At 63.0% G+C, this 22,238-nt stretch carries 16 protein-coding genes; 4 read left to right on the top strand and 12 right to left on the bottom strand.

Annotation, left to right across the window (positions count from 1 at the left end; all coding sequences use genetic code 11):
* Positions 1 to 5: 5 nt before the first annotated feature.
* The 12 genes from tssM to tssA all read right to left on the bottom strand — a co-directional run bounded on the left by tssM (position 6) and on the right by tssA (position 16,533).
* The gene (tssM, locus tag C5L10_RS01580) at positions 6 to 3,503 is read right to left on the bottom strand and encodes a type VI secretion system membrane subunit TssM (RefSeq protein ID WP_105428227.1); all 3,498 of its coding nucleotides are present in this window, start codon (positions 3,501 to 3,503) and stop codon (positions 6 to 8) included.
* On the bottom strand, positions 3,500 to 5,044 hold the full coding sequence (gene tssL / locus C5L10_RS01575; protein WP_105428226.1) for a type VI secretion system protein TssL, long form: 1,545 nt from the start codon (positions 5,042 to 5,044) through the stop codon (positions 3,500 to 3,502). Before tssL ends, tssM begins: the two co-directional genes overlap by 4 nt.
* On the bottom strand, positions 5,041 to 6,381 hold the full coding sequence (gene tssK / locus C5L10_RS01570) for a type VI secretion system baseplate subunit TssK (RefSeq protein ID WP_105428225.1): 1,341 nt from the start codon (positions 6,379 to 6,381) through the stop codon (positions 5,041 to 5,043). Before tssK ends, tssL begins: the two co-directional genes overlap by 4 nt.
* Positions 6,371 to 7,567 carry a type VI secretion system-associated FHA domain protein gene (locus C5L10_RS01565; protein WP_105428224.1) on the bottom strand — a complete coding sequence of 399 codons (1,197 nt, stop codon included), beginning with the start codon at positions 7,565 to 7,567 and terminating at the stop codon, positions 6,371 to 6,373. Before C5L10_RS01565 ends, tssK begins: the two co-directional genes overlap by 11 nt.
* The gene (tssG, locus tag C5L10_RS01560) at positions 7,557 to 8,621 is read right to left on the bottom strand and encodes a type VI secretion system baseplate subunit TssG (RefSeq protein WP_105428223.1); all 1,065 of its coding nucleotides are present in this window, start codon (positions 8,619 to 8,621) and stop codon (positions 7,557 to 7,559) included. Before tssG ends, C5L10_RS01565 begins: the two co-directional genes overlap by 11 nt.
* 21 nt (positions 8,622 to 8,642) lie before the next feature.
* Positions 8,643 to 10,421, bottom strand: a complete 1,779-nt coding sequence (gene tssF, locus C5L10_RS01555; protein WP_105428222.1) for a type VI secretion system baseplate subunit TssF — start codon at positions 10,419 to 10,421, stop codon at positions 8,643 to 8,645.
* On the bottom strand, positions 10,414 to 10,923 hold the full coding sequence (gene tssE, locus C5L10_RS01550; protein ID WP_046610492.1) for a type VI secretion system baseplate subunit TssE: 510 nt from the start codon (positions 10,921 to 10,923) through the stop codon (positions 10,414 to 10,416). Before tssE ends, tssF begins: the two co-directional genes overlap by 8 nt.
* Positions 10,916 to 11,746 (bottom strand): type VI secretion system accessory protein TagJ, encoded by an 831-nt coding sequence (locus C5L10_RS01545; protein ID WP_105428221.1) that lies wholly within the window; start codon positions 11,744 to 11,746, stop codon positions 10,916 to 10,918. The genes tssE and C5L10_RS01545 overlap by 8 nt, the downstream gene beginning before the upstream one ends.
* Positions 11,743 to 13,131 (bottom strand): type VI secretion system contractile sheath large subunit, encoded by a 1,389-nt coding sequence (gene tssC / locus C5L10_RS01540; RefSeq protein ID WP_105428220.1) that lies wholly within the window; start codon positions 13,129 to 13,131, stop codon positions 11,743 to 11,745. The genes C5L10_RS01545 and tssC (C5L10_RS01540) overlap by 4 nt, the downstream gene beginning before the upstream one ends.
* Before the next feature lie 121 nt (positions 13,132 to 13,252).
* Positions 13,253 to 14,734, bottom strand: a complete 1,482-nt coding sequence (gene tssC / locus C5L10_RS01535) for a type VI secretion system contractile sheath large subunit (RefSeq protein WP_046610490.1) — start codon at positions 14,732 to 14,734, stop codon at positions 13,253 to 13,255.
* Positions 14,735 to 14,857: 123 nt separating this feature from the next.
* Complete coding sequence (gene tssB / locus C5L10_RS01530; protein WP_046635796.1) at positions 14,858 to 15,373, bottom strand: type VI secretion system contractile sheath small subunit; 516 nt, start codon at positions 15,371 to 15,373, stop codon at positions 14,858 to 14,860.
* A gap of 89 nt (positions 15,374 to 15,462) precedes the next feature.
* Positions 15,463 to 16,533 carry a type VI secretion system protein TssA gene (gene tssA, locus C5L10_RS01525; protein ID WP_105428219.1) on the bottom strand — a complete coding sequence of 357 codons (1,071 nt, stop codon included), beginning with the start codon at positions 16,531 to 16,533 and terminating at the stop codon, positions 15,463 to 15,465.
* A gap of 233 nt (positions 16,534 to 16,766) precedes the next feature.
* On the opposite strand from tssA, the gene tssH reads away from it, so the two are divergent.
* From tssH to C5L10_RS01505, 4 genes are all read left to right on the top strand, one after another.
* The gene (tssH, locus tag C5L10_RS01520) at positions 16,767 to 19,547 is read left to right on the top strand and encodes a type VI secretion system ATPase TssH (protein ID WP_105428218.1); all 2,781 of its coding nucleotides are present in this window, start codon (positions 16,767 to 16,769) and stop codon (positions 19,545 to 19,547) included.
* A 42-nt stretch (positions 19,548 to 19,589) separates the two neighbouring features.
* Positions 19,590 to 20,066 (top strand): type VI secretion system tube protein Hcp, encoded by a 477-nt coding sequence (locus tag C5L10_RS01515; protein ID WP_041365441.1) that lies wholly within the window; start codon positions 19,590 to 19,592, stop codon positions 20,064 to 20,066.
* 144 nt (positions 20,067 to 20,210) lie between these two features.
* Complete coding sequence (locus tag C5L10_RS01510) at positions 20,211 to 21,287, top strand: hypothetical protein (RefSeq protein WP_105428359.1); 1,077 nt, start codon at positions 20,211 to 20,213, stop codon at positions 21,285 to 21,287.
* 10 nt (positions 21,288 to 21,297) lie between these two features.
* Positions 21,298 to 22,227 carry a hypothetical protein gene (locus C5L10_RS01505; RefSeq protein ID WP_172716866.1) on the top strand — a complete coding sequence of 310 codons (930 nt, stop codon included), beginning with the start codon at positions 21,298 to 21,300 and terminating at the stop codon, positions 22,225 to 22,227.
* Positions 22,228 to 22,238: the final 11 nt, after the last annotated feature.

The following is a 22,238-nucleotide window of genomic DNA, read 5'->3' as shown; positions in this document are numbered from 1 at the left end:
GCCGATCAGAATTGCGTGGGGCAGGAGAAGGCATTGAGGGCCTCCAGGCGGAACGGGTTCAGGACGGAGCCAAACTGCACGTCGAATTCCGCCGTCCGTCCGTTCTGCTCGAACCGGGCGCGGAAGAGGTCGTCGCCCTGCATGGCGATATTGGCACCATCGAAGAGCCTGAAAGGCGACCAGTCGCCGTTTTCGGTCATTGCCTCCTGCCAGCCTCCGGGCTGGAAGGCGATACGCGAAGCGTTGCTCGGTCCGGTCGAGGGCCAGGTGATGGATTTCGATTGGATCGGTCCATGGAAATAGACGACGCGCTCTCCTTCGATCTCCAGCATGACGGCATTGGCGCTATCGGTCAGCGAGACGGGCTTGATGTTGATGGCGACCGACGGTGTCTCGCTGTCTGCGGAAAAGAAGGCACGGTTGATCTTGTCGGCATTTTCGAACTGGGCGATCGCCTCGCTCGGAATGCTGGCGGAGCCGAAGGTACCTTTCCAGCCCCAGGGCGAGGAGCTGGTATCGACAAAAGCAGCGAGCCTGTCGTTGAAGAAGGTCTTGAACAGACCTTTCGGACCGAACAGGCGGACGAAATCGCTCATCGCGACATCGCGCGGCGATTCCCGGTCGAAGGGGTAGCGGCCGGTGATCACGCTGGAGCAGAAATTGGCACCCTCGGCGGTCCATGCATTGCTGATGCGGGTGCGGGCGGACTTGACCGCCAGCGAGCCTACATCCGCGGCAAGCCCGACCATCCAGGTATCCACCGGCGCCGGCAGGCGACGCGCCTGCTGCAGGAGATCCTGGTTGGCGTTGGTCAGCTGACTGTCGACGTCGAAGACCTTTGCCACTTCGGCGGTGGAAGTCGCGGCACGCGATAGCTGCTCATGCACCTTTTGCAGGACCGGTTTCAGCTGAGCGATCTGAGATTTGGGTGCGTCCTGCGCCTGACCGCTCGGCAGCTGCCCGGTGGTCAACGGATCGGATTGGGGCGGTTCGAGCGCGGCGCGCAGCGATGCGAACGGGTCGGGCGCGTTCGCGGCGCTCGCGAGCGCGGTGGTCGAGGCGGGCAGGCTGTCATTCGCGGCAGACGCGACCTCGGCACCGGGTCGACGAAGATCGGTCGCCGCGGCGATGGACTTGGCGATACTCTCCACCGGATTTGGCTCGCCAGCGAGAATGCGCGTCGTCTCGGCCGCATTGCCGATCGTCTGCGACGGCTTGACCCTGAGGTCCGCCAGCAGCCCTGACCAGCGCTGTTCGAAATTGTCGAAGTAGAGCTGCAATGCCGCCTGAGCGACGGTATCGACGGTCAAGCCGACCGCGTTGGCCTCACCGCGCACCCAATGTTCCTCGAGCGCCGCGCGGGCGGCATCGGTAATCTTCGGCAGAACGACCTGGCGGTAGCCTGTGCTGGAAAAGAGCCCGGGCACGCCTTCCCCCATCGCTGACTTGGATAGGCGTTCGAATGCCTGTTCGCCGAGCGGGCCCAGCGCACCGGCGGGCGTCCAGGCGGGCAGCGAGCGCGACTGACGGTAGCTCGCGAGAATATCGTAGGCCCGGCTCGGGACGCTCTGGGAGCGGATTGCCTCGCGGGCCTTGGCGATCAGGGCGCTGTCGAGTTCGATCGGTGGGAGCGAACCACCCGCCATGGCGCCGGCATGCGCAATCAGCGCCTGCCGCGCCGCCGATCTGCCTTCGCCGGGGTAAAGCCTGGTGAACATTTCTTCCGCTTCCAGCGAAACGAAATCCACATCCATCGGGCCCAGCCCGCCAAGCATGCCGTAGAGCTTGACGGCGTCGAAGGTCGTCGCCCGCTCCTTGCTCTCGGTCATTTCCCTCTGCAGCTGAACGAGCATGCGGGGCAGAAGCAGCGCGTTCAAGGCGCGCTGGTAAGCGTCGCGCTGTCGGCCGGCCACCTTGTTTTCCTGGTCGAGGCCGAAGCTGACCGGCCACAAGCGGGTTTTTGAAAACTCGCTGGTGACGGCGGCGAGATTGTCGAGTGCCGGGAGCACGCGAAGGAAATCGCTATCCGTCACGTCACGGACGGGCACCCCGCGGGCCAGCTCTTCATAGGCGTCGATGCGCCGCTCGGCACTGGCAAGTGCTGCGGCATTCTGGAAATAGGTAGCGGTCCAGCTGGTGAGCACGACGGCCAGCGCCAGAACTGCGGCGGCATAGGCCGTGCGGCGGAAAAACACCTGTCGGCGGGAGAGCCGCTTGTCGCGGGCAACCAGGGACGCCTCGTCGAAAATGACGTCCTTGAAAAGACGCGACAGGAAATAGCTGCGGCGCGCCCGCGTTGGCGAAGGCAGGCTCGTCTCTTCGGCCTGCGTGCCGGAGGCAAAATAGATGCCGCGCAGCATCGGCGGTTCGACCAGTTTCGAGCCGGAGCAAAGCTCCGTCATCACCTCGTGCAGCCGCTCCTTCAGCGCGGCGAGCTCCGCGGGGAAACGGAAGATGCGGCCTCGCAGCTCCGGATTCGGCTCCTGCTGCAGGCGCTCGATCAGCATGGCGCCGACGCGTTCCTGCAGCAGGGCGAACTCCTCGAGGAAACGATCCGGCAATCTGGCGGCCGTGTAGCTCTCCTCCAGGCCGAATGTCGTGCCCCAGACCTGTTCGCGGTCGGTCTTGTTGAACCCGTCGAAGAATTCCACGAAACCGGTGAGGAGGTCTGCCTTGGTCAGCACGAGATAGACCGGAACGCGGGCCTGCAGGTGTTCGTCGAGTTCCGAAAGCCGCTGGCGGATTGCCCTGATCTCCTCCCGCTGCGCTTCCGCGTCGCGGGTCAGCAGATCGCCGATCGAAAGTGTGAGCAGAGCGCCATTGATCGGCTGTGAACGCCGGTATTTGCGCAGCAGCCCGAGGAAGCCCTCCCAGCCGGCCTTGGCGGTGCCGTCCAGGTCGTCCTGGGTCGTGTAGCGACCGGCGGTGTCAATCAGGATCGCTTCGTCGGTGAACCACCAATTGCAATTGCGGGTGCCGCCGATGCCCTGGATGGAATTGCTGCCCAGGGCATCGCCCAGCGGGAATTTCAGGCCGGAATTGGTGAGGGCGGTGGTCTTGCCGGAGCCGGGCGCGCCGAAGATCACATACCAGGGGAGTTCGTAGATATAGCCGAAACGCTTGCGGGTGATACGGCGCAGAAGCTGCAATGCCTCCTTCAGGCGGCTGTGGACTTCACCCACCTCCGCCTGTTGGTTGGCGGCGGCCTCCGCCTGCGCATCGCGCTCGATGCCCTCGACCAGCTGCTTGTCGCGGCGACGGTCGCGGATGACCGTGAAGATGAGATAGCCGAGCCAGACGGCAATGATCACGCCGATCAGAAGCAGGCGGGAATTGACGCTGGCCAGCGGCTTGAAATTCCCGTAGGCGGCCAGATAACCGTAGAACCAGATGACGACGCAGATTGCCGCCACCCAGATGACGGAGATGAAGCGACGCCCGATAAGGCCCGCATAGGCCTCCACATAGGAGCGCAGCGTATAGAAGAAACCTAACGGGTTCATCGTGCCGCTCCTCCAACCGCCGGCGTGGTTTCGGGCTTCGGCCTTTCAGCCTGAACCGGCGGCACCTTGAGGCCCGCGTCGCTCAGTCTTTCTGCGGAATCCGTGAGGACCAGGATTTCCGTACGGCGGTTCGTCTCGCGCCCTTCGGGCTTGCTGTTGTCGGCGATCGGATCGCTGTCGGCGCGGCCTTCGGTCAGGATCGCATCCGGCCCGGCATAGGAGGCCAGGATGTCGCCGACCGCCTTGGCGCGCGCTTCGGACAGATGCCAGTTCGAAGGGAACTGGACAGTGCGGATCGGTACGTTGTCGGTATAACCGACGACGACGGCACGGAATTTTTCCGCGGCGAGGGCGCTGCCGATCCGCTGGATGAGATCGTGGAACTTCGTGCTGACTTCGGCGCTGCCGGTATTGAAGAGACCGGAATTGTTGATCCGCACCAGCAGTCGGCCGTTCGAACCCGACAGCGTCACCAGCTTCTTTTCCACCTCCGGCTGGAGGAAGGCGAGGAGATTGTCGAGGCGGCTCGGCGGCGCTGCCTGCTTCGGCGGGGGCTCGACCGGCGCGGGCTTGACCTCGACGACCGGCTGGTCCGGTCCGGGCGGCTGCGTTGGCACCTTGATCAGCACGCTCGGCGTCTCGCGCGGCGGCAGGCTGGCCAGGCGCTCGAACGTTCCGTCGGAGGCGCTGTTGAGCGACAGGGTGAAGAAGAGATAACCGAGCGCGAAGGCGAGCGCGAGGATGGAGAGCAGTGTCCAGAGCGCCACGGCGGTGCGCAACGGCTTGTGGCGGGCCGAAACACCTTTCCAATGGGGCGACAGCTCCCGCTCGAAGACACCATACTGGCCAAGCAGCGTTTTGTAGAGGCTGTCGCGGATGCGACCGAGTTCGAGGCTGCCGCGCGGCGAGACACGGGTGCGGCCTTCGAAGGCAAGCGACAGGCTGAGATAGATGAGAAGCAACAGGTCCTTGTTGGCGCCGGGGCTTTGATGGAAATGGTCGAGCAGGTCGAACACCCGGTCGCCGCCGGTCACGTCCATATGGAAGGTGGAGACGAGGCCGGAGCGCGCCCAGCCGGCGCGCACGCCCCAGGGCTTGCTCAGGACCACGTCGTCCACGGTGGCGCAGACGACATAGTGGGCGGCGCGGGCCCGGTCCGGACTGATGCGAGCGCTGGCCAGATCGCGTTCGTAACGCCCGATGGCCTCGACCGCGATCTTGCGGAGCTGATCGATGTCCGGTTGCTCCTCGGCGTGGCGCAGCGCATGGGCCAGGTTGAGCAGCGGAGCCGCCGAACGCACCAGGGTCGGCACTTCCTCCCCTCCGAAACGAAAATCCCTGACCAGCGTCTCGACCGACCAGCCTCCCTTGCGGGGAGGTGCCTGCTGCAGGTCCTTGTCCGAGGGGCTTTCCGAGAACTCGAGGACGTCGTCCAGCATTTCTGCCATCTTTCGGGCGGATTGCTTTTTTTTGACGCCGTCCTCGGTGAGTTCGACGATGGTCGGCAGGTTCTGCCAGGCGGATGCGGGTTCGTTCTTCATTCTCTAAGGGCCCACAGTTCCATTTCGAGGCCCGGGAAATCGCCGGCAAGATGCATGGCGATGGCGCCCGAGGTGTCGAGTTGCTTCCAGAGCGGATTTTTGGTGTCGAGTTCGAAGTAGATCGTGCCGGACCGGTACGGCAACTGGCGCGGCAGGACCGGCAGCGGCCGGACGGGAATACCGGGCAGTGCCACGTTGACGAGATCGGCGATGCGTTCCACCGGGCCGACCTTGATCTGGGCCGGCAGTTTCCGGCGAACATCCTCGGCCGACATTTCTGCCCTGACCGCCAGCACGAAACCGGCATCCTTGAGCAGCGAGCGATCGTTGATCGTGCCAACGCGCACGCCATGGCGGCGCTCGGCAAGTTCGATTGCGACGGCCGCCTGTTCGAGAACCGCGGAAAGCGATGCGCGCAGGTCGTCGAAGACGGCTGCGAAGGTCGCCTTCAGGTCGTCATGCCGGTAGGGCGGAAAATCGGTCGCCCGCTTCCGCTCGGTGGTGAAGGTCGCGAGTTCGCCGGCAAGCTGGATGCAGGTCTGGTAGAATTCGATCGGATGGATGCGCGTCGCATTGGAAAGGATATGCTTCAGCATCGGGTCGGCGCGATTGAGGATTTGCAGCAGGAAATAGTCGCCGACCTCCGCCGTGCCGCGGATGGTGGGATCGCCGATCCTTTCGGCGATCGCCTCCGCACGGTGGCGGACGATGCCAAGCAGTTCGGTCATCAGCTCGGTGAGGCGCGCCTCGGCCGCGCAGTTGAGACTCGGCGCGATGAATTCCGGGTCGAGGATGACGGCGCGGTCGGAACGCACCTCGATAATCCGGGCGAGGCCGACCAGCTCGTATCCGCTGAGTTCGTCGCCGGTTTTGAGATAGCGCATGCTGAGCCGGCCGACATCGATCGGCGCCATGAAATCCGTCTCGACATTGGCATCGGGTGCTTCGTAAAGCGAGGCGACGAGGCGGACGCTGTTCAGCTTTGCGCCGCCGTTCAGCGCCACATCGGCCTTGCCGGGCTGGCGGGCAGGAAGGGCAAGATAGACGATGGCGTTCTTGGTGTTCTCGTCGAGGTCGAGCGGCGGCGGCAGATCGGCATCGATCGGGGCCTCGAAAGGTGTGCCGTCCGGCATCATGCCGCGCAGGTTGGAAAGAGCGAACTGGCCGATCGCCAACGCGCTGCGGTCGATGCCGATTTCGGACACGCCCCAGGGATAGGGGGCGAGCCCGCGCGTGGTGGTGCGGACCAGCCTTTCCGTCCAGCGGTCCGCCTGCTGGAAATGCTGCACGCGCAGGAACATGCCTTCGCTCCAGGCGACCCGGTTTTCATTCCTCATATCTGCTGTTTCCCTTTCGTCCTTTCGGCATGGCCTCGCGCTGCCCGCCGTCCGCCGCCCGCATCATCGCGTCGCGGAAGACCTCGCGGATCGATTGCGTCCTGCCGTTCTTTTGGAATTGCGCCTTGTAAGCCTGCCAATAGTCCCGACCGCGGGAACCGAAGCGCAGGCCGCGAGACCCGGCGTCGATCCGTGCTTCCAGGACGCGCGGTTCCATCTGACGCCCGGCTTCCCGCACGAGCCCTTCCAGTGCCGCGTTGAGCCTCGTCTGCTGGTCAAGCAGGGCAACGGCGCGGATGACGAGCGCCTCCTCGCGGCTGCGGCCAAAGAAATCCGGCTCCGAAGATGGTTGCGGAGGCTCCATATCGAAGATGGCAAAGGCGTTTTCCAAGGCTTCATCGAGCTGGCCGAGCAACGGCCCCAGCCTTTCCGCAAGCTCGCCGGTCCGGCCGATCGAGAGGCGCGGGAAATCATCGATCAACGGCTCGGGCGGAGGTGTATTGTCGTTGACGGTTTCCAATGTCTCCACGGGGCGGACACGCAGTGCCGGTGCGGACACATGGGTGGCCGATCCATGTTCCAGGCGGCTCCCGTAGTCAGACCCTTCGTCCGCATTCCAGTCGTCCGGGAGGAAGTTGGTGGCGGACCGGATTTCGGGCGGGCCGTTCCAGCCGATTTCGACGTTGCGGGATGGGCCGGAACCCTGCTTCTCGGTCGCGACCGGTATCGACCAGTCCTCCGCGACGCGCTCGCCGAGAATGCCTCCGGCAGCGCGGCCCCCGGGTGCGATATCCGCCAGGATGGCGGAGATCGTCAGAGGTTCGTCGCTGAGCAGGAGCCCGGCATCGGGATCCTCCAGATCTTCATCCCGCTCGCCGGAGATGCGGACCTTGAAAGCCAGATTTCCCACCTCGACCATCGACTGGTCGGCGAGCCTTGCCGATTCTCCTTCAAGGACGATATGGCCATCGACTTTCGATCCGTTGGCGCTCTGATCATGCAGCAGGAAACCGTCGCGGTCCCGTTCGATCGTGCAATGGAATTTGGAAACCGAGCGCTGGTCCTCCGGCAGCCGCCAATCGCAGTCCGGCGCTCGCCCGAGCGTGCGTCGGCCGCGTTCGAAGAACCATTTCCTTGCCGCCGGCGACGTACCGTCACCGTCGATCTGACGCAGTTCAAGCCGCATGTCCGCCTCCTTCCAAGTGTCGCGGGCGTTCGACGATCACCGCATCGCCGCTGTCTTTCGCGGCCGGGGCGACACGCGCCCAGCTGTTCCAGCCGAGGCGCGGCGGGTCGCCGGCCCTTTCGCCGCCGAGCTGGCAGAAGGGGACGTCCTCCTTCCTGAGGATGACCTGGATATCGAAGTCGAGAGCGGAACCGACATAAAGCCGAGTGAGTGCGAAGAGTTCGGTGACGTTGCGACCGCCGGGCGCGAGCGACAGGTAGTCGGCATACCCGAGCGGACCGATGACGATGCGGAAACCGCCGCTGAAATCGCGGATGGCGGCGCCGGCGGTGGCATTGATACCGAGCTGGACGCCGTGCGGCTGGTCCATACGGCTGCGCTCCTCCTCCGGAATGGTAAGCCAGCGGCCGCGAAAGAGCTTGATGTCGATCGGCAGGCCGCTGAATTCCTCAAGCATCGCGCGCAGGTTCGCCGCATTGCGATTGCGAGCGGCAAAAAAGCCCGAGAAGCGCAAGACGAGATCCTCATCGACTCGGCTTCGTTCGCTCAGGCCTTTGGTACCGAAACCGGTCAGGGCAAGCAGCGTCGTGATGAAAGCATTGTCCTTGCGGTTGCCGCTCCAGCGCAGCCGCCGTGCGAGGCGATATTTCTCGCAGGCCTCGACGAACAGCTCGGTCATGCGGGCGCTGAAAAGATCGAAGAAGCTTGCAAGAGCCTTCGACCTGTTGCGCTCTTCGCGAAGGACGATTTCGTTATAAGCGGATGGCATGGAGCCGAGCGGGCCGATCAGGCCGGCAAGCGCGCTCTTGACCGAAGCGCGCATGCCGCTCCGCTTGAAGCCGTTGACCGCGAGCGGCGCGGGAGAGACGCCGACATGGGATGAGACATCCAGTTCCAGCCCCGGATATTCGGCCACCACCGCTTGCGCCACGCGGAATGCCGTCACCGGTTCGAAGCGGCCCGGGTCGCGTTCGAGCAGATCGGCGAGAGCGTTCGCTGGGGCACCTGATAGGACACCGGATGGTGCGTCAGGCTTGCGGGTAGCAAGGTCCATGGTCGGTTCGCAATCCTTTCGTCAGAGCAATGGCCGCTCGGCGGCGCGTGCCGGCCAGCTGGCGATGGGTTTTGATTGCCCCTTCATCGACACGGTCAGCCGGGTGAAGCTGTTGACCGAGGTGTAGAGGCTGAAGAAACGGTCGAGCACCGCACCGAACAGAAAGGCGGATGGCCGGTCGATGGCGGCGGGATCGAATTCCAGCGCAATCTCGGTGCCGGGCACCATGCCGCCGCTGCCAAGCCGCGCCGTCGAATTGCCGGCCTTGATGCGGATCAGCGCATCGACGAGCTGTTTGGTTTCCGGGCTGTCGCGGAAGGCATAGAGCGACAGGATATCCTTCAGCGCCGCGCCGTCCTTGTCGAACAAGGAAAGATGATTGAGCAGCAGGTGCGACACGAGCCGCCAGTTGCGACCGTCCTGATCGTTCATGCGGACGGAGGGGGTCGGCGGGATCAGCGCTTCGACGCCGGCGACCGCCTCATGGCCCGAAGCCAGCTGCAGGAAGGGGTGGCCGCCGCCGAAGGGCAGCTGTTCCGGCAGGTCGCGGTTGAGGCAGAGCGTATCGACGCTCGCCACCGCATCCATCGGCCCGGCAAAGCGGCGATTGCGGTCGACGAAAGCGATCTCCATGTCGCTCGTCCCGTCGTCGTCGAAGCGGCGATAGGCCTGCCAATAGGAGGGACTGTTGCCCGCCCGCTGCGAGCGGCCGAAGAACGGCTGGCAGAATTCTTCCTGCCCGCGGGAGCCGGTCAGGAGCACGCGGTCGACCGCATAGATTTCGCGCGTCCTCTGACGGCGGGCGTCCGGCAGCAGGCGGTATTCGGTGCGGGTACCATCGACCGAAATCGGCTCGCAGGTCTGGCGGAAGAGATTGACGACCGGCGTGGCATTGAGGGTGAAATCGCGAGCCGAGACGGTGCGTTCGAGCTTCGCGTCCGTCTCATCCAGATAGATGAAGATCTCCAGCGCTTCGCCCTTCCAGGCGTCGAGCCCGTCGAGGTCGAGGAACAGGAATTTTTGCGGCAGGGCGAAAAATTCCGTCAGCAGCCGATAGCCGATGAAGCTTGGCGCCGGATAGGGCAGCATGGCCTGCTCCGGTTCGAAGCCGACCGGCTTCAGGTTTCGGGCCGGCAGGGAGATCGCGTTGCGGTCATCGGCGTGTTTTGCAAGCGCGATGCCGAGCGTGTGGTTGGCGAGCAGTTCGTGGATCGCGACGGCCTGCTGCCAGGGCGAGGGGACATGCAGCCGCAGCGTACCGACGCCGAGAGCTCCGAAGGGCTGGCGCGGGTCGAGCGTGCGGACCGATAGCCGCAGGCAGCCGGCAACGCCGGAATAGGGCGACAGCGGCGCGTTGATCGGCTGGCCCGACAATGCCGCGCCGGCGATCTCGATCGGCGCCACATCGACATCCTGGGTGGTGCGGAACCGGCAGGCCTCGCCGCCGACCGGCTCGGCCAGGATTTCCGTATGGCGCGGCACGGTCTGCACCGAGGCAAGCGTGGCGCTGGGCTTGAAGCGCACGATGCTCATCGAGGGGAGCGGTGCGAGATAATGCGGGTAGAGCGTTTCGAGCAGTCCGTCCGTCAGCTCCGGGAATTCGTCGTCGATCTTTTGGCGGACGCGGGCGGCGGAATAGGCAAAGCTCTGGATCAGCCGCTCCACATGCGGATCGTCCGCGACGTCGCCGGTCATGCGCAGGCGGCCGGCAATTTTCGGAAACGCATCCGCAAACCGCGCCGCCCGCCGGCGCAGCGCCAGCAATTCGTCATTGTAGCGGTTGAGGAAGCCTTCAGCCATTCGCCGCCTCCACCAGGAACCGCTGCGTGGATGGATCGATCGTGGATTCGAAGCTTATCGGCGGCATGCCTTCATGCAGGCGAAAGCTCGCCTGGATGCGCATGCGCAGCGCCCGCTCCGTCATCGTCCGGCTCTTCAGGATCGTGACGCGAACATCGGATAGGCGGGTTTCGAAAAGTGAAATGCGGCGCTCGATCATCTGGGCGAGCTTGAGCTTGGCCTCGTCCGTCACGAGGTTGGCCGATACCATGCCGTCGACCCCGTAGCTCACCAGCGCGTCCTTAAGTTCGCCGAGCACGATCGGCGGCGCGGTCGGGCAGCGGCGCGTGTTAAGCAAGGCTTCCAGGTCGCGACGGATCGATTCCCGCATGTCGCGCACCTGGTCGACCAGGCTTGCCGGAGCGTCAAAGGCTCGATCCGGTGCCTCGTCGATCAGCCGGTCGAGGATCGAGCGGGCAAGAACGCGGTCGCGCGGTCGGTAGCGTTCGAGCGGGTCAGCCATGGACGACCTGCTTGCGACGGGCCGCCGTCGCGACGGTTTCGAGGTTTTCGGTATCGTGGAAGGAGACGAGTTCGTCTCCGGCAAGGAAGCAGCGCTGGCCACGGCCGGTGGTGATCCCCGTCGGTTCTTCGATCCAGTCCGTCTCGCGGCCGAGGATCAGCGCCGGATCGGACGCCGTGCCGTGATAGATGGCAGGCAGCAGCACGGGCGCCACGGCGCCGTCGATCAGCGAGAGTTCCGCCCGCCGGAAGGCGAGGTCGCGCGGCCTCGCAATCGGTTCGACCGTCACCGTCGCGATCTTGGCATAGTCGATCCACAGATAGGAGCCGCCCGTCATGATGACTTCCAGCGCGTGGGCGCTCCGGTCATCGAGATCGCGGAAGTCGGCAACCCTTTTGCCGTTCCAGAGCATCGGAAATTCGCCGCGCTGATCTTCCAGGGCAGCGAGCATGTCCTTTGCCTCGGTCGCATCCTGCATCCGGTGAGCGAGGCCGAGGCGGACCGCAAGCTTGTCGAGATTGCTTGGTCCCCCAGGGAATTCCGGCACGGCACCGCTCCGGAACCAGGCGTCGCGTGCCGCCATGCCGCGCAACTCGTTGCGCAGAAGGGCAAAGCCCATGGTCGCGTCGGGGGCGAAGGTGACGGCCAAGCTGCATTGGGTGTCGGCGCGCTCGTAGTCGCCGGCAAGCACCAGCAGGTCGATATAGAGGTGGCGGGCCTCCTGGTCCGAGGGATTGGACTTCAGGTGCGCCTTTGCCATGTCGAGCGCAGCATCGAGTGCATTGTCGCTTAAGCGGTTGGCGATGCTTTCGGAAAGCGTCATGCGGACATCCTCTCGGTATTGGCGACGGGGCGGGGAACGATCTGGTCCGGGTTCGCGGTCTCAGCGATGAGGTGGAAGCTGGTGGAGACGTCGTCGAGCTGGAAATGCGGCTGCAGGCGAACGGTGCAGGAGAATGTGCCCGGCTTTCCCGGGATTTCCGCCACGGTGATACCGGCCGAACGGAGGGGAAAGCGGGTGCGCAGCGAAAGATCGGCGTCGTCATTGCCGAGCGTATAGCCGGTCAGCCAGTCCTCGAGCTTCCGCTGGATGGAGTTGGCGTCGGAGAGCTGGCCGATCTCGTCGCGCATGATGACCTTCAGATAATGCGAAAAGCGCGAGGCGCAGAGCACGTATTGCAGCATGGCGGCGAGCCGGGCGTTCTGGCGTGCATGCTCGCTGGAATAATGCGGCGGCGCGTGCAGCGACTGATTGGAGTTGAAGATCGCCGAGGCGGAGAGATAGGTGGTCGCGACGGGGATCAGGCCGAGATCGCAGAACTGCTGCTCCTGAACGCTCGTCAGGCGGATTTCCACCGGCGCCTGGGCTGAAAGCCCGTTGCTTTCGGTGCCGAAGTCGTAGGGGCGTAGCTCCGACGTGCTCAACAGACCGCCGTCGATCCTGTCCTGGGTGACGCCGCGGATATCGGCGAACCAGCCGGAATCGATAAAATTGCGGATGACGATGGCGCCGAAGGCGAAGGCGCCGTTGCCCCAGAGCAGCGAACTGCCGTGGGCCGCGATGTCCTCGCGGAAGGGAAAGCCGTCATTGCGCCGACGGTCGTAGGGTTCGAGCGGCGAGCGCATCAGGATTCGCGGGCCGACGAGGCCAAGAAAACGCGAGTCCTCCCGGGCGCGAAGCGCGTTCCAGCGGATACGGGTCGGATCGCTGGCGAGCCAGGAAAAATCCTGGACGCGGCCGAGTTCGTCAAAGTCCTCAAGCCCGATCGCCTGGGGCGAGGCACCGGCGACGAAGGGGCAGAAGGCGGCTGCGGCCACCATGCCGAGCTGCGTCAGGAGGCTGACGGCGTCTCCGCCTTGCGGCTCGCTCGGCGAGAAGTGGTAGTCGCCGATCAGCAGCCCGTAGGGCTCGCCGCCCGGCGTGCCGAATTCGCGGCTATAGATCAGCTCGAAGAGGTGGCTCTGATCGAAATCCGAGGCGCGCTCCATGTTCCGCGCAAGCTCCTGCGAACCGATGCTCAGAAGCTTGACCTTCACATCGCCGCTCGGGCCGGATGCACGCACCAGCATGGCAAGGCCGCGCCACCTGGCCTCCATGGCCTGGAAGTCTGGGTGATGCAGGATCGCATTCACCTGGCGGTTCAGGGCTTCGTCGATCAATGCGATCAACCGGTCCGCCCGACGCCTCCATTCTGTGCAAGAACCCATCGTCATCCTGGTGTCAAATCCGGCCAGTTCCAGAAAAGCGTAGTCGTGTGTCGGTCCGGAACTGCGTGAAAACAAATGCGGGGGGTCACGCGCGGCGAGGGGACGCCGCGCGTGCGTCGCATCAGGATTTGGAGGGGATCCGAGCGACCATCCGCAGCGAGGTCGTCAACTCCTCCATCTGCAGCCAGGGGCGCATCCAGGCGACCGCATTGTAGGCGCCCGGCTTGCCGGGAATCTCCTGAACGGTCACCCGGGCATCGCGCAGCGGATATTTGGCACGCGATTCCTCGCCCGCCTCGTCATTGGCATTGACGTAATTGGCGATCCAGCGGTTGAGCCAGGCTTCGCAGTCTTCCGCTTCCATGAAGGAGCCGATCTTATCGCGGCCCATGACCTTCAGGTAATGAGCGAACCGCGACGTCGCCATCATGTAGGGCAGGCGGGCAGAGACCGCCGCGTTGGCGTTGGCTTCAGGCCGGTCGTAAAGCTTCGGCTTGTGGGTCGTCTGGGCGCCGAAGAACACGGCATAGTCGGTGTTCTTGTAGTGGCAGAGCGGCAGGAAGCCGAGCTTGCCGAGTTCGGCATCGCGGCGGTCGGTGATGCCGACCTCGGTCGGGCACTTGAGGTCGAGATCGCCATCGTCGCTGGAGAAGATGTGCATCGGCAGGCCCTCGACCTTGCCGCCGTTTTCCGCACCGCGGATCGCGGTGCACCAGCCGCTCTTGGCGAAGGCCTCGGTCAGCCGCGTGCCCATCACATAAGCGGCGTTCATCCAGCAATAATTGTCATGCGGCAGTTCGCCGGTATCGGAGCCGCCCGTCTCGTCGTAGTTGAACTCGTCGATCGGGTTGGTCTTCGGGCCATAGGGCATGCGCGCGAGGACGCGCGGCATGGCGAGCGTCACGAACCGCGAATCGTCGCTGTCACGGAATCCGCGCCATTTGGCGTACTCGACCGTATCGAAGATCTTTTCGAGGTCGCGCGGCTTTGCGACTTCGCGGAAGTCCTCGAAACCGAACATGCGCGGGCTGGCAGCCGAGATGAACGGCGCAAAGGCGGCCGCGGCGATCATCGACACGCCCTGCAGCAGCTGAACGTCCTCAAAGGAATTGTCGAATTCGTAATCGCCGACCAGCGCGCCCATCGGTTCGCCGCCCGGTGTGCCGAACTCGTCTTCATAGACTGACTTGAAAAGGCGCGACTGGTCGAACTCGACGGCCTTGGCCAGATCCTTGGAGATGTCGCGCTTCGAGGCGTTCAGCACGCGGATCTTCAGGTTGACGCTGGTCTCGGTGTTCTTGACCAGATAGTTGAGGCCGCGCCAGGCTCCTTCGAGCTTCACGAACTCGGGCGCCTGCATGATCGCCGCAAGCTGCCTGGAAATCGTCTTGTCGATTTCCGCGATCGCGTTGTTCAGGGTGATGGTCAGATTGCGGTCATAGGTGACCGTGCCTTTCAGAGCCTGGTCGGTGAGGGTGCGCAGCAGGTCCTGCGCGCGGTTCGGCTCCGTCTGGCGGGTCGCTGCGACCACTTTCGTGAGAAGGTCCTGATCCGGAACGAAATCAATCTGTTCCGTCGTCTGCAATTGCGTGTCGGTGCTCATGTCTCAAATCCTTTTCAGGGAAGCAGCGGTCTCAAAGTGTTGACGCCTTCGAGCAAGCGGCTGCTCCAACCAACAGATGGGCAGGAATTTCAAAGCGCGCAGCCGGCTGCACGCAAACGACACTCAGTTCACTGCGTCTTTCTTCTTGTCGTTGCCGAGCTCGGCAACGAGCTGGGAGAGATCGGCCTTGTTCTGAAGGATGTCTTCGAGCAGCCGTTCCAGCTCCTCGGAACGGTCGGCCTTGCTCATCAGGTCGCGCAGTTCGTTGCGGGCGTTGAGAAGGGCTTTCAGAGCCGGCACCTGGTTGACGACGGAGCCCGGCTCGAAATCCTCCATGCTTTCGAATTTCAGGGAGACCGGTAGCTCGGTTCCGTCGTTCTGCAATGTGTTTTCGACGGAAATGGTGAGACCCGGGGTCATGCGGCGCATCACGTCGTCGAAATTGTCCCGGTCGATCTGGACGAACTTGCGCTCGCCGAACGGTTTCAACGGCTGGGTCGGATTGCCGGAGAAATCGCCCAGCACACCGACGACGAAGGGCAGTTCCTTCACCACCATCGCGCCTTCGGTCTCCACTTCATATTTGATGTGGACCCGGGGTTTGCGAACCCTCTCCAGTTTCTCATGCACGCTTGCCATCGGGATTCTCCTTCCTGCCATCGGCAGATTACGAATTCAGACTGTTGCAGATTGCTGTCGGGCGGCGGCCCGTAGCGGTCGTAGACCCCTCAACCTCCCCTGTCGGCTGAGGGCTGGATGCCGGCCGCCGTCAGCACCGCATTGCGCGCATGCTGTTCGGGCAGAAGCTCGGCAAGAAGCTCGGAAAAATCCATGCGGCCGCGGCGCACGAGCGTCTCGATCGACATGGAAATCGGTGAATGGGGCTCCGTCCGGCGAAAATAGCGCGCCACCGCAGCCAGCAGCTCGAAAGCCTCCTCGCGGGAGCGAATAGTTTCGGCGGTGATCTGACGCGGCTGGGCTGCAGGTTCCGTCTCGGCCTCGTTCGTGTTGGCGGGGCGAAGGTCCGGCTTGTGCGGCACCTGCTGCTCCGGCGCGGGAACGACGGCTTCGATACCCGCCAGAACGCGAATTGCAGAAGCCGCCTCATGCAATACATTGCGTGTATTCGAACTCGGTGGCGCCTGATCGCCGCAGCGAGCATCAAGTATAGCGACCAGACGGTCGAAAGCGGCAATGCATTCCGTGAGTACCGTCAGGTGGCCTGACATGCGTGCGACACCGGCTTCCGTCGCCGCCTGCTGCAATTCCTGGCGCCGCTCGCTTTCGGTCGCCCGCTGGGAAAGTTGGAAATCCCAGAGTGAAAACTGGGCGAACTTTCCGCCAGGAATCAATGAAGTCAGGCGGATCGCCTGGATGATCGTACCTTCGCCGCCGACGCCGTTCAGGCCTGCGAGAGGCGCAAACCGTTCCTCGAAATCGGCATCGCTGATCGAATAGACAGAGTCAAAATAGTTGTCTAAAAGCGACACAATGGCTTCGTAGACGTCGCGCAGACCCTCGAAGCCCCGCAGCCGCAGCTGCGCCTCCGCCAGCCAGGCCAATACTTCGATGTCCTTGCTCACGGAAGAAAGAATCTGCAATCCAAGATTGCTGACATCATGCCAAGCAGGTGAAAGACCAATAGCTTCACCTGGAACTGTTCCCCGTTCGGCGGTCCTCGCGGCGTTTCTGGCGTCCTTAATTCTATAGTATATTTCACGCACAGAAGTATTATCTCGGAGATTTTCTCCGCATGGAGCGCCTTCTTCAAAAGGGGTGGCTATTTTTAGCACATTCACGCTATCATATTCTCCAAAAACGGGAGCATAAATTTGCAGATCGTCATCTTGTGAGCCATATACTGGCTTGTCAAGCTCCGGAGGCAGGTGACAGTTTCATGACAACTATCGTAATCGCTATTTTTTGACATAGCGCAACTTTTGATCTGGACAAGGTCCGGTAACCGCCCTAGTTGTTGCCTCGCATCTCGAAAGAACACTGCACCTCGACCAAAAGATACAGGGCTTGCCGGATGTCGCACATCGATCTCAGCCGTCTGATTAGAACGCTTGAGCCAAATTTGCGTGTCGGTCTTGAGACAGCCGCTTCGCTTGCTGCACGTCATCAGCAGCCCGTCGTCGAGGTCAGTCACTGGCTTCGCGCGATTTTGGATATCCCTGAAGTTTCAGCTGTATTCGAGGATCTCAGGGTTCCTTCGGAGACGCTCCGCACCGAGCTCGATGCGGCGATTGCCGATATACGCCGGGAAGACGATGCGTCGCTCGTACTCTCCCAGAACCTGCTTTCGCTGGCTCGCGAAGCGTGGCTTGTCGCCTCGCTTCAGTTCGGGCGCAGTACCATCACGCTGCCGGACCTGCTGGCTGCACTGACCGCCGATCACGCTCTGCGCTCGGTCGTGCGCGGCATCGCGCCTTCGATGCGCAGCCTCGACCGGACGCGTCTCGACGACAGTCTTGAGAAAGCGAAGGCCGATCAAACGGATAACCCATCTGAGCCGGCTCTTTCAAGGCCGGCTTTTTCGTCGGCGGAGAACGAATTTCTGCGCCTCTATACCCGCGACATGACGGCTGATGCCCGCGCCGGAAAGATCGACCCGGTCATCGGTCGTGACCGCGAACTGCGCCAGCTGATCGACATCCTGATGCGCCGGCGGCAGAACAATCCGATCCTGGTGGGCGAGGCCGGCGTCGGCAAGACGGCGGTCGCCGAAGCGCTCGCCCTGGAGATCGCCGCCGAACGCGTGCCAGAGCGGCTGAAGCAGGTGAAGCTGCTGCTTCTCGACCTCAGCCTGCTGCAGGCGGGTGCCGGCGTGAAGGGTGAGTTCGAACGACGGCTGCATGGCGTCGTCGATGCCGTGAAAACCTCACCCGAACCGATCATCCTGTTCATCGACGAAGCCCATGGGTTGATCGGGGCGGGCGGACAGGCCGGGCAGGGCGATGCCGCCAATATCCTGAAGCCGGCACTGGCACGGGGCGAGTTGCGGACAATCGCGGCAACGACCTGGAGCGAATACAAGCGCTATATCGAGAAGGATGCAGCACTCACGCGGCGCTTCCAGATGGTGCAGGTGCAGGAGCCGGATGAAGAGACGGCGGTGCGCATGCTGCGCGGGGTGGCCGAGAGCCTGAAGACACACCACAAGGTGCGGATCCGCGACGAGGCGCTGGTCGCCGCCGTTCGCCTTTCGGCCCGGTATCTGCCGGCCCGGCAGCTTCCCGACAAGGCGATCAGCCTGATCGATACGGCTGCGGCCGGGGTTGCGCTGGCGCGGCAGACGTCGCCGGAAGCGTTGACGCTGCTGAACAACGAGCGGGATCTTCTGGAAACCGAAGCCAGATGGTTGTCGGGCGAGCCCGAAACACCGGGAAATGTCGCCCGGCTTGCCGAGATTGCGCGAGAACGAGACGAGATCGGTGCCGAAATCGAGGCGCTGGGGGCAAAGTTCGACGAGGAGATGCGGCTTGCGCGCGAAGCTGATCGCCTTGAAGACGTCTTCGCGCATGATCCTGCCATCGTGCCGTTGTCTCCGGCCGGCGAGGCGAGCGGCAGCACCAATATCGCGCCCTTCCCGCCGCAGGCGATGACGCCCGAAAGCGCCCGCACCGCCTTTGCCAGCACCGAGCGAAGCCTTACGGCGGTCGCCGGAGAGATACCGCTCATGCCGCGCGTTGTCGATAAGGAGGCGGTAGCGGCAGTGGTTGCCCGCTGGACAGGCATCCCGGTCGGCAAGCTTTTGTCCGACCAGGTCGAGACGGTGAAGACGCTCGATCTGCGGCTGAAGGAGCGCGTGCTCGGCCAGAATGCGGCAATCGAACGGATCGCATCGACCATGCGCGCTGCCCGCGCCGGTCTGTCCGATCCGCGCCGGCCGCCGGCCGTCTTCCTGCTCGTCGGCATGTCCGGCACCGGCAAGACGGAGACGGCGCTGTCGCTGGCCGACATGCTTTATGGCGGCAGCCGATATCTGACGACCATCAACATGTCGGAATTCAAGGAAGAGCACAAAATCTCGATGTTGCTCGGCTCGCCACCCGGTTATGTGGGCTATGGGGAAGGCGGCGTCCTGACAGAAGCCGTGCGGCGCAGGCCCTATGGGGTGCTGCTGCTCGACGAGATCGACAAGGCGCATCCGGGCGTTCAGGAAATCTTCTACCAGGTGTTCGACAAGGGAACGCTGCGCGACGGCGAGGGTCGCGACATCGATTTCAAGAACACTACGATCTTCATGACGGCCAATACCGGTTCGGAACTGCTCGCGGCGCTTGCTGCCGATCCGGACACGATGCCGGAAGGGGAGGCGCTCGAAGCGCTTCTGCTTCCAGAGTTGCAGAAACATTTCAAACCGGCCTTCCTCGGACGTACCGCGGTGCTGCCCTTCATGCCGCTCGGCCGCGAGACGCTGTCCGGCATCGTCGATATCCAGATCGGACGCATTCGCGACCGCGTTGGCGCGGCCTACGGCACGGCGCTCGACCTGTCCACCCACGCGCGGGAAGCGCTGGTCTCCCGGGCGAAAACCAGCGAGATTGGCGCCCGCGCCATCGAGATCATGATCGCCCGCGATCTTCTGCCCGTGCTTTCCACCTTCTTCCTCGATGCTGTCGCGGAAGGTCGCAAGAGCGCCGGCATCACCATCATTTTCGACGGTCAGCGCTTCGGCATCGATACCGAAAGCGCGACCGTGCAACAGAAATTCGCCGAACCGGATCATAGTCGGCAGGCGGATGAAGAACCCTCGGGCCGCAAGCGCACCCGGGGAGGAGCAAGACGAAAGGCAACTGCGCCTTAGACGCAACTAGGCATTTAATCCGATAATAGGAGAGCTGATAGCATGCCGATTTATCTGCAGATCGACGGTATTCAGGGTGACGCAACCCATGAACAGCACCGCAAGTGGATGGATATCGAAGCCATCCATTGGAACGTTGCCCGCAACATGAACACGTCTGCCGGTTCCGCGGCAAACCGTGAAGCTTCCGAGCCGACTGTCTCGGAAGTCATCCTCACCAAGGTCAGCGACTCCTCGTCGACCAAACTTTTCCAGGAAGCCTGCTCGGGCCGCACCGGCAAGCGCACTGTGATCCACCTGGTGACCACGGGCAACCCGGGCGACACGTATATCGAATACTCGCTGACCAACACGTTGATCGCCAGCTACTCGATCGATTCCAACGGCGACCGCCCGATCGAAACGATCAAGCTGAACTTCACCAAGATGGAAGTGAAGTACACGCCTTACGACGAAAATCATTCGCCGCAGTCGCCGATGATCGCGTCCTACGATCTTTCCACCGCCAAGGCCGCCTAAGGCCGCTCAACATTGCCGGCGCCGGCTCTTTTCGGCCGGCGTCGCATCCATGCGCTACCCCACCCGTCTCCGCTTGAGCGGGTGACGGACGTTTTCGCAGACAGTTGAGACATATTTTTCGGCTTTGGACGATGGGAGATGATCGTGGCATCCGCAAATCAACGCTTGGGCGATATTCTTGTAAAGCTTCCCAAACACAAGTCCCAATGGGAGCTGAATGTCGCCAGCCCCTACGTGCGCGCATATGACGCCGCGGTATTGAGTTACAACAACGAAATGAAGGCCCAGGGAGAGCGCGATCGCGCCACCGCCGAGATGTTTGTGCTGGCTGCTTCGGTCCTGACCGGCAGCGTCATGATGGCCGCCTTTGCTACGACCTCGGTACGCGTCCTGGCGGGCCGCGCGATTGTCCGCGTGATCTGCAACAACAATCTCAACCGCACGTTCAATCTGATGGCCGCCGCGAACAACAACAAGGCGTTCATGTTCGCGCTGGGCGGTGTTCTGGACGAGGCCAAGAAGGTTGCCAACAAGCAGGTGACGAAACTGGTGGAAGGCCTGACGAGCACTGGGACACAGGTCTCCGCACCGACCTCGGTCAACTACGAGTCACGTCTCATGGACTTCATCCGTGCCAGCCATATCTGCACGCATGAGTTCATCGAAGGCGTGAAGGAAGACAATTCCATCAGCGAGGCGGACAAGGGGAAGGTTGCCGATATGGCGGCCAGGATCCCGTTCTGCAACCCGCCGACCGGCAGCAGCATCGACGAAAAGAAGCTGGCCGAGAAAATGGAACTGCTCTTCTACATGAGCGCAGTCTTGGATTCCGACAGGCTCGTCACCTACGCACCGTCTTATGGCGGAAGCGTCGGTGCCATAGGCCGCGAAACGAAATACGGCGAAAAGTCGATCTCGCAGATGCCGTCCGACCCCCGTTACCCGAAGGCCGTTCATCCCCGATTCAACGGCAGGCCTTTTGCGTCCTACGATCCGGGCCAGCGCATCGAATACGAGAGTATCGGCTCCGGTATCCGGGAGCGCGTCAACAAGCTCAGCATCAGCACCGGGAACGGGCCATTCTATCCGAGCCAGAGCTTTGTGGAGAGGAAGCTGCTCGACCCAACCGGCCACGCACAGATGATGAAGGCCGAGCAGATCATCAACAAGCTCTACAACGACGCCCGCCCCAGGCAACTGATAGACGTACGGATGATCTGAGGTGCAGCGGATGCAGTTGATCGGTTTATCTTCGTCATCGGCTCGGGCCGGCACCATTCTGCGGTGGTCACGGAATGTCGCCCTGGCCTTTGCCACGACGGTATCGGCGCCCGCCGTTGCATCGGCCTCCGGCGAAATCGACGAAGCTCTTCTTCGGATGGAGCAGGTCGGCCCACGCCTTTCGGCAATGCCGTCGGCGGTTGGAAGCGTCGTGAAAGCCGCGACCGATCGAGGGGATGCCGAGGCTTCGAAGGCTGGACCCATCCTTGAACCGGCCGTCCGCGCTTCGTTCGATCCGAAAGGCATGGTTGCGGAGATATCGGACAGCCTGGCCGAGGTCGCTGATGGGAAAGTCGAGCCGACGGCCTTGGCGAAGGCCGCCGCGGCGTTCGAGGATGGCCGCAAGAAAATCATCGCGATGTACGAAAGCCAGGATCGGGTGACCGCAAAACAGATCGAGGCCCGCATCGCCGGCGCCGATGACGGGCCCCGCATCAAGCAGTTGGCGGACCTGATGGCGTCGCCGGACCTGGCTGCCGAAACCGCTCTCACCGCGCAGGTCATGTACGTCTCGCTGGAGGCATTTTCCGACGCAAATTCGGCTGAACTGGCATCCGCGTCACCGGAGAAACTGAAGTCCGAGCTGGCAGGCGTCATCACATCCCTGCGCGACAGGACCGAGAACGAAAAGCCGGTGCCCAAAGATGTTGCGCGGATGGAAGAAAAGGCGCGGCTGACGTTCATCCTTGCCGCTTTGCCAAAGGAAGATCTTTCGGTTCTTTCCGATTTTTATCAAAGCGCAGAAGGCAAGGCCAAGCGGCAAGCGCTTGTTGACGCTTACCAAAAGGTATCCGACCAGGCCAATACCAGGATGCTCAAAGATTATTTCTCGGCATTGCCGGGTTATTTCAGAACTCATCCCCGACCGCAGCAACAGTAGTTGAGCGTTTT

The organism is Neorhizobium sp. T6_25 (assembly GCF_002968555.1).
In the GTDB taxonomy this organism is placed as follows: Bacteria; Pseudomonadota; Alphaproteobacteria; order Rhizobiales; family Rhizobiaceae; genus Neorhizobium.
Note: the sequence above shows the minus strand (reverse complement) of the source record. Positions and strands in the feature narration are given on the sequence as shown.